The 7,761-nt window shown below is 61.8% G+C and carries 6 protein-coding genes and 2 pseudogenes; 5 read left to right on the forward strand and 3 right to left on the reverse strand.

The genetic code is table 11. From position 1 onward, the window contains the following. Together HX846_RS12470 and HX846_RS12475 are read left to right on the forward strand one after the other, a co-directional pair. A pseudogene (locus HX846_RS12470) lies at positions 1-247 on the forward strand (cystathionine gamma-synthase); the annotation flags it as partial. A gap of 2 nt (positions 248-249) precedes the next feature. Next, positions 250-702, forward strand: coding sequence for a YaiI/YqxD family protein (locus HX846_RS12475; protein WP_003214020.1), 453 nt, complete (start codon positions 250-252; stop codon positions 700-702). On the opposite strand, the gene elbB is transcribed toward HX846_RS12475, so the two are convergent. Continuing rightward, entirely contained in the window at positions 699-1,364 is a 666-nt protein-coding gene (gene elbB / locus HX846_RS12480; protein ID WP_003214018.1) for an isoprenoid biosynthesis glyoxalase ElbB, read from the reverse strand. The genes HX846_RS12475 and elbB overlap by 4 nt on opposite strands. Before the next feature lie 115 nt (positions 1,365-1,479). Between elbB and HX846_RS12485 the strand changes: the two genes are divergently transcribed. Next, complete coding sequence (locus tag HX846_RS12485; protein ID WP_178965474.1) at positions 1,480-2,715, forward strand: sterol desaturase family protein; 1,236 nt, start codon at positions 1,480-1,482, stop codon at positions 2,713-2,715. On the opposite strand, the gene HX846_RS12490 is transcribed toward HX846_RS12485, so the two are convergent. Beyond that, positions 2,696-3,334 carry a DedA family protein gene (locus HX846_RS12490; protein ID WP_003214015.1) on the reverse strand — a complete coding sequence of 213 codons (639 nt, stop codon included), beginning with the start codon at positions 3,332-3,334 and terminating at the stop codon, positions 2,696-2,698. The genes HX846_RS12485 and HX846_RS12490 overlap by 20 nt on opposite strands. Positions 3,335-3,563: 229 nt before the next feature. Between HX846_RS12490 and hemB the strand changes: the two genes are divergently transcribed. Beyond that, entirely contained in the window at positions 3,564-4,577 is a 1,014-nt protein-coding gene (hemB, locus tag HX846_RS12495) for a porphobilinogen synthase (RefSeq protein WP_178965475.1), read from the forward strand. 18 nt (positions 4,578-4,595) lie between these two features. Next, the gene (gene ppk1, locus HX846_RS12500; RefSeq protein ID WP_178965476.1) at positions 4,596-6,824 is read left to right on the forward strand and encodes a polyphosphate kinase 1; all 2,229 of its coding nucleotides are present in this window, start codon (positions 4,596-4,598) and stop codon (positions 6,822-6,824) included. A 186-nt stretch (positions 6,825-7,010) separates the two neighbouring features. Here ppk1 and HX846_RS12505 read toward each other — a convergent pair. Beyond that, positions 7,011-7,761 (reverse strand): annotated as a pseudogene (locus HX846_RS12505) (exopolyphosphatase); the annotation flags it as partial.

Here is a 7,761-nt window from a genome sequence, read left to right on the forward strand (position 1 = left end):
GGCGCTGTTCTTCGGCATAAACGCGGCGTTGCTGTGCGCGCTGTCGGTGGTATTCGCCGGGCATGGCGTCAAGGCGTTGCAGGAAGCCGGGATCTTCGGCACCCGGCCGGTCGCGTTCTTTGACTTCGACTGGCTGGGCATTCACGCCGATGCCTAGTCCCTGGGCGCCCAGGCCGTGGCGATCCTGGCGATTGTGGTGCTGTACGGTCGCAGCCGGCTGGCTGAAAAGCGCCGGGTGGTGGCGTAACCATGCGCGTGTGGATCGATGCAGACGCCTGCCCACGGGCGGCCAAGGATCAGGTGGTGAAGTTCGCCCTCAAGCGCCAGTTCGAAGTGGTGCTGGTGGCCGGGCAGAGCCAGATCAAGCCGAGCTTCTCGTGCGTGAAGTTGATCGTGGTGCCCAGCGGCCCGGACGCGGCCGATGACTACCTGGTGGAGCACGCCGTGCCCGGTGACCTGGTGATCTGCAGCGATGTGCCGTTGGCCGACCGCTTGGTGAAGAATGGCGTGGCTGCGCTCGACCCACGAGGCAAGGAGTTCAGCCCGCAGAACATGAGCGAGCGGCTGGCGGTGCGTAACCTGTTCACCGATCTGCGGGAACAGGGCCAGATGGGCGGTGGCCCGCCGCCCCATGGGGACAAGGACAAGCAGGCGTTTGCCAATTCGCTGGATCGGATTCTGACCCGGCTGATGAAGGCCTAATCGTTCTCGTGGGTGAGTTCCAGCACCCGGTCCACCAGCTTGTTGATGCCTGACGCCACTTCGCTGATGCGTTTGCCCAGCATGTAGGCCGGGGTACTCACCAGCTTGCGCGCCTTGTCTTCGACGATGTCGTCGACCGCGCATTCCTGGTGGGTGGCGCCCATCTTGTCCATGGCGGCTGCGGTGTCGGCGTCATTGCCGATGGTGCAGGTCACGCCTGGGCCATAGATCTTCGCTGCCAGCGCCGGCGAGATGCAGATCAGCCCGACGGGCTTGCCCGCTTCGGCAAACGCCTCGGCCAGTTCCAGCACCTGCGGGTTGACGCTGCACCCGGCGCCTTCCACGGCAAAGTTCGACAGGTTCTTCGCCGCGCCAAACCCCCCGGGCACGATCAGTGCGTCGAAATCCTCGGCGTTGGCCTCACGAATGTCCTTCACCTCGCCACGGGCAATGCGCGCCGACTCCACCAGCACATTGCGCGACTCGGGCATCTCCTCGCCCGTCAGGTGGTTGATCACATGCAACTGGGCAATGTTCGGCGCAAAACACTGCACCTCGGCGCCGCGCTGGTCCAGGCGCAGCAGGGTGATCACGCTTTCATGAACCTCAGCCCCGTCGTACACGCCACAGCCGGAAAGGATCACTGCAATCTTTTTGCTCATGGGCATTTCTCCTGATTCATGGCGTTAAATGTCTACTCATTTGTCACTCATTGCCAATGGGATATCCAGCCGCTACACCTACTCTAGATGTAACAATAATTGACCGGACTTGCCCATGGACTTCGTCCCTTACGCGGTACCGTTTTTCATTGCCTTGATCGTGGTCGAGCTGCTGGCCGACTACCGGCGCGGCCAACGCAACTACCGGGTGGCCGACGCCATCAACAGCCTCAGCACCGGCGTGCTGTCCACCACCACGGGGCTGCTGACCAAAGGGGTGGGCATCCTCACCTATGCCTTCGCCCTCAAGCACCTGGCGATCATTGAGCTGTCGGCCCAAAGCGTCTGGACCTGGGTGTTCGCCTTTGTGTTCTATGACTTCTGCTACTACTGGCTGCATCGCATGGGCCATGAGCGCAACATCCTCTGGGCCGCGCATTCCGTGCACCACCAGAGCGAGGACTACAACCTCAGCACCGCCTTGCGCCAGACCAGCACCGGCTTCCTGCTGAGCTGGATCTTCTACTTGCCGCTGGCCGTGTTGGGCGTGCCGCTGGTGGTGTTTATCAGCGTGGCGTCCCTCAACCTGTTGTATCAATTCTGGGTGCATACGCGGCATGTGCCGAAGCTCGGCTGGTACGAGTGGTTCTTCGTCACGCCATCCAATCATCGGGCCCACCATGCACAGAACGCTCTCTACATGGATCGCAACTACGGCGGGGTGTTCATTATTTGGGACCGCCTGTTTGGCTCCTTCCAGGAAGAAGACGATAACGAGCCGGTAATCTTTGGCGTGACCACGCCCTTGGCCAGTTGGAACCCGCTGTGGGCCAACCTGCAGTTTTATGCGCAGCTGTGGAGTGATGCACGGCGCACCGAAAGTGGGTGGGACAAGCTGCGGATCTGGTTCATGCGCACCGGTTGGCGCCCGGCGGATGTGGCGGCAAAGTACCCGATGGCCAAGCCGGACTTGAGCCAGTTCCGCAAGTTCGAGGTGCCGCTGGATGGGCGCCAACAGATTTACATCGCGCTGCAGTTTGTCGCGTACGTGGGTTTTGGCAGCTACCTGATGAATTTCGGCGAGGGCTTGCCGACCGCTGCCCTGGTGTTGGGCTGGAGCGCGATGGCATTGGGGTTGTTTACCCTGGGGGTGGCGCTGGAGAACCGCCCGTGGGCGTTGAAGGCTGAACTGCTGCGCCTGGCACTGAATGTGCCTTTGGTGTGGCTGGCGCCGCTGGTGGGGCTGTGGCCGGCCAGCGCGTTGGGCTGGCTGGGCCTGGTCAGTTACAGCTTGCTCAGCGGCATCGGCCTCTACTGTTGCAGAGACCGGCTTACTCGACTGGCGTCGTAGGCTTTTCGGCTTTTTCAGGTTCGCCGGCCGCCAGGCGAACCTTCTCGGCGGCACAGGCTTCGCGGGTCAGGCGGGCGTTCTTGACGCGCCGGCGAATCCACAAGCCCAGGCCCAGCACCAGCAGTGCGCCCAGCACCCACAGCTCGTATTTCTTGACGCTGCCCAGCATGCCTTCCAGTACCGCGCCGAAATGGTAAGCCGCAGCGCCCAGCGCAGCGGCCCACACGGCGGCGCCAATCCCGTTGAGCAACAGGTAGCGACCCGGCGGGTAGCCCGACAAACCAATGGCCACCGGCATCACCGTGCGCAAACCGTAGACAAACCGGAAGCTCAGCACCCAGATGTCCGGGTGCTTGCGAATATGCTCCAGGGCCTTGTCGCCCAGCAGTTGCCAGCGCGGCTTGCGCGCCAACAGTTTGCGGCCGTGCTTGCGTCCCAGGAAGTACCACAACTGGTCGCCGGCGTAGCTGCCGAAAAAGGCAACGACCACCACCAGGTTGATATCCATGTATCCACGGAACGCCAGGAAGCCTGCGAGAACCAGGATGGTTTCGCCTTCGAAGAAGGTGCCTAGGAACAGCGCAAAGTAGCCGAAGTCATGCAGAAATTGTTGAAGCATGGTCTGGGTGCTGGCGAAATGAACGCGCAGCCTACGCCTTCGTGAACATTCATGAAAGTATCGAGATGTGTCACGAAGTGAACAATTCCTACATAAACGACGAATGCGACTACAGGTCGCACGCCGGTTGCCTTACGGCGCATGAGCTAACCACAACTGTAATTCCTTCGTCATAATGGCCGCTTATAACTGTCACGCTCGCCCGTCAAGCCGGGCTCAGGAGTCTGCCGTGAGCTTTACCCCCGCCAACCGCCTGTTTCCCGCCACTCGTCTGCGTCGCAACCGTCGTGATGATTTTTCCCGGCGCCTGGTGCGTGAAAACGTGCTGACGGTGAATGATCTGATCCTGCCGGTGTTTGTGCTGGACGGTGAAAATCGTCGGGAAGCGGTGGCGTCGATGCCGGGCGTGGAGCGCTTGACCATTGATTTGCTGCTCGAAGAGGCCGCGAGCTGGGTTGAACTGGGGATTCCGGCGCTGGCGCTGTTCCCGGTCACGCCGTCCGGGCTCAAGTCCCTGGACGCCGCCGAAGCCTGGAACCCCGACGGCATCGCCCAGCGCGCCACCCGCGCCTTGCGTGAACGCTTTCCGGAGCTGGGGGTGATTACCGATGTGGCGCTGGACCCGTTCACCACCCACGGGCAGGATGGCATTCTCGACGAAGAAGGCTATGTTCAGAACGACATCACCGTTGATGCGCTGGTAAAACAGGCCTTGTCCCACGCCGCAGCGGGCGCCCAGGTGGTGGCCCCCTCGGACATGATGGACGGTCGCATCCAGGCGATTCGCGAAGCCCTGGAGCTGGCCGGTCACGTCAACGTGCGCATCATGGCCTACTCGGCCAAGTACGCCAGCGCCTATTACGGCCCGTTCCGCGATGCGGTGGGTTCGGCGCTGAACCTGGGCAAGGCCAACAAGGCCTCGTACCAGATGGACCCGGCCAACAGCCACGAAGCCCTGCACGAAGTGGCCGCGGACCTGGCCGAAGGCGCCGACATGGTGATGGTCAAGCCCGGGGTGCCGTACCTCGACATCCTTTATCGGGTCAAAGAGGAATTCAAGGTGCCGACCTTTGTCTATCAGGTCAGCGGTGAATACGCCATGCACATGGCCGCGATCCAGAATGGTTGGTTGAGTGAAGGGGTGATCCTTGAATCCCTGACTGCCTTTAAACGCGCGGGTGCTGATGGCATCCTGACTTACTTCGCCGCCCGCGCCGCCCAATTGCTTAGAGAGCAACACTAGCCCTCACAGGAACACTCGATGAATACCGAAGGACTCACAGAAGTTGCCGTAAAAGACGCTCACCCGGTGGTCGAACAAGCTACCGAGACCCCGCCGGAGCTGGAGCCGGCCCCGCCTGCCGTGGTGGCCGAAGCGCCCGCTGCCGCGCCGGTACCGGTGGTTGCGGTTACCAACCTGGATGACAGCAGCCTGTACATCCATCGCGAGCTGTCACAACTGCAATTCAACATCCGCGTGCTGGAACAGGCGCTGGATGAGTCCTACCCATTGCTGGAGCGGTTGAAATTCCTGCTGATCTTCTCCAGCAACCTGGACGAGTTCTTCGAGATCCGTGTCGCCGGCCTGAAGAAGCAGATCACGTTCGCCCGTGAACAAGCCGGTGCCGACGGCCTGCAACCGCATCAGGCCCTGGCCCGCATCAGCGAGCTGGTACACGGCCACGTGGACCGCCAATACGCGATCCTCAATGACATCCTGCTGCCGGAACTGGAAAAGCATCACGTGCGCTTCATCCGGCGCCGGCACTGGACCACCAAGATCAAGACCTGGGTGCGCCGCTACTTCCGCGACGAAATCTCGCCGATCATCACCCCCATCGGCCTCGACCCGACGCACCCGTTCCCGCTGCTGGTGAACAAGAGCCTGAACTTCATCGTCGAGCTGGAAGGTATCGATGCCTTCGGTCGCGACTCGGGCCTTGCGATCATTCCGGCACCGCGCCTGTTGCCACGGATCATCAAGGTACCGGAAGAGGTGGGGGGCGCTGGCGATAACTATGTATTCCTTTCGTCGATGATCCACGCCCACGCCGATGACCTGTTCCAGGGCATGAAGGTCAAGGGCTGCTACCAGTTCCGCCTGACCCGTAACGCCGACCTGGCGCTGGACTCCGAAGACGTCGAAGACTTGGCCCGCGCCCTGCGCGGCGAGCTGTTCTCCCGTCGCTACGGTGATGCGGTGCGCCTGGAAGTGGCGGACACCTGTCCGAAGCACCTGTCCGACTACCTGCTCAAGCAGTTCAACCTGAGCGAGACCGAGCTGTACCAGGTCAATGGCCCGGTGAACCTGACGCGCCTGTTCAGCATTACTGGCCTGGACAGCCACCCGGAGCTGCAATACACGCCGTTCACCCCGCAGATCCCGAAACTGCTGCAAAACAGCGAGAACATCTTCAGTGTGGTGAGCAAGCAGGACATTCTGCTGCTGCACCCGTTCGAGTCCTTCACCCCGGTGGTCGACCTGCTGCGCCAGGCCGCCAAGGACCCGCACGTGCTGGCTGTGCGCCAAACCCTGTACCGCTCCGGCGCCAACTCCGAAATCGTCGATGCGCTGGTAGACGCCGCGCGTAACGGCAAGGAAGTGACGGCGGTGATCGAACTGCGGGCGCGGTTCGACGAAGAGTCCAACCTGCAACTGGCCAGCCGTCTGCAAGCCGCCGGTGCGGTGGTGATCTACGGCGTGGTCGGCTTCAAGACCCACGCCAAGATGATGCTGATCCTGCGCCGCGAAGCCGGTGAGATCGTGCGCTACGCCCACTTGGGCACCGGCAACTACCACGCCGGCAACGCCAAGCTCTACACCGACTACAGCCTCCTGACCTCCGACGATGCCTTGTGTGAAGACGTCGGCAAGCTGTTCAGCCAGTTGATCGGCATGGGCAAGACCCTGCGCATGAAGAAACTGCTGCACGCGCCGTTCACCCTGAAGAAGGGCATGCTCGACATGATTGCCCGCGAGACCCAGTTCGCCCTCGAAGGCAAGCCGGCGCACATCATCGCCAAGTTCAACTCGCTGACCGATCCGAAGATCATCCGCGCGCTGTACAAGGCCAGCCAGTCGGGTGTGCGTATCGATTTGGTGGTGCGTGGCATGTGCTGCCTGCGGCCGGGCATCGCCGGGGTCTCCCATAACGTCCACGTGCGTTCGATCATCGGGCGCTTCCTGGAGCACACGCGGGTGTTCTACTTCCTCAATGGCGGCGAGGAGCAGATGTTCCTCTCCAGTGCCGACTGGATGGAGCGCAACCTCGACAAGCGTGTGGAGACCTGCTTCCCGGTGGAAGGCAAGAAACTGATCATGCGGGTCAAGAAGGAGCTGGAAAGTTATCTCACCGATAACACCCACAGCTGGAGCCTGCAGTCGGACGGGCGCTACGTGCGCAACACCCCGACCGGCAACCAGAACCCGCGCAGCGCCCAGGCGACGTTGCTGGAGAAGCTGGGCAGCCCGATTCTGACGGTGAACTAAAAACCGACGCGGTCAAAAATGTGGGAGCGGGCTTGCTCGCGAAAGCGGTGGATCAGTCGATGAATCTGTTGACTGACACTCCGCCTTCGCGAGCAAGCCCGCTCCCACATTTGTTTTGTGGCGTTGGATTGTTCCCACGCTCTGCGTGGGAATACATCCTGTGACGCTCCGCGTCACTCACTCATATCAGCGCACGTTCAGCGTGAACCCAACCCGCGTCAGCCACTCGGCTTCCTGTGCGAAATCCGCCTGGGTCAGCTGGTTTTCATCCAGCCAGTTCTTCGGGAATACCACGTCCAGGCTGTCGGCATTGGCCCGCAGGACCACTTGCGGCATTTCCTGGGTACCACGGATGTGGTGGAACAGGATCGCAAACCGCAGCAGCGCGCACAGGCGAATCAGCTTGATGCCCTCGGCACCGAACTCGGCAAACTTGTCCCGGGGGATGTTGCGGCGGTGGCCGCGTACCAGCAGCGCGAGCATCTGCTGGTCTTCACGGGAGAAACCCGCCAGGTCCGAGTGCTCGATCAGGTAGGCGCCGTGCTTGTGGTAATGGTAGTGGGCGATGTCCAGCCCCACTTCATGGACCTTGGCCGCCCAGCCCAGCAGTTCACGCCACACGCCGTCTTCCAGGTCCCAATCCGCTGCGACCTGGTCGAAAGCATGCAGCGCCTTGCGTTCAACCCGCGCCGCCTGTTCCAGGTCGACGTGGTAACGCTCCATCAACGAGCTGAGGGTGCGCTCACGGACGTCTTCATGATGATGACGGCCCAGCAGGTCGTAGAGCACCCCTTCACGCAGGGCGCCATCGCAGTGGTCCATGCGTTGCAGTTCGAGGGCGTCGAAAATCGCTTCGAGAATCGCCAGGCCCGCCGGGAAAATGGTGCGGCGATCAGGCTTGATGCCTTCGAAGTCGATCTTCTCGGCATCCCCCAGC

Source organism: Pseudomonas sp. K5002 (assembly GCF_013386655.1).
Lineage (GTDB): Bacteria > Pseudomonadota > Gammaproteobacteria > Pseudomonadales > Pseudomonadaceae > Aquipseudomonas.

What these genes read in the sequence shown, in the direction of transcription:
- ppk1 (WP_178965476.1), top strand. Translation starts at nt 4,596, where the DNA reads ATGAATACCGAAGGACTCACAGAAGTTGCCGTAAAAGACGCTCACCCG.
- HX846_RS12475 (WP_003214020.1), top strand. Translation starts at nt 250, where the DNA reads ATGCGCGTGTGGATCGATGCAGACGCCTGCCCACGGGCGGCCAAGGAT.
- HX846_RS12485 (WP_178965474.1), top strand. Translation starts at nt 1,480, where the DNA reads ATGGACTTCGTCCCTTACGCGGTACCGTTTTTCATTGCCTTGATCGTG.
- elbB (WP_003214018.1), bottom strand. Translation starts at nt 1,364, where the DNA reads ATGAGCAAAAAGATTGCAGTGATCCTTTCCGGCTGTGGCGTGTACGAC.
- HX846_RS12490 (WP_003214015.1), bottom strand. Translation starts at nt 3,334, where the DNA reads ATGCTTCAACAATTTCTGCATGACTTCGGCTACTTTGCGCTGTTCCTA.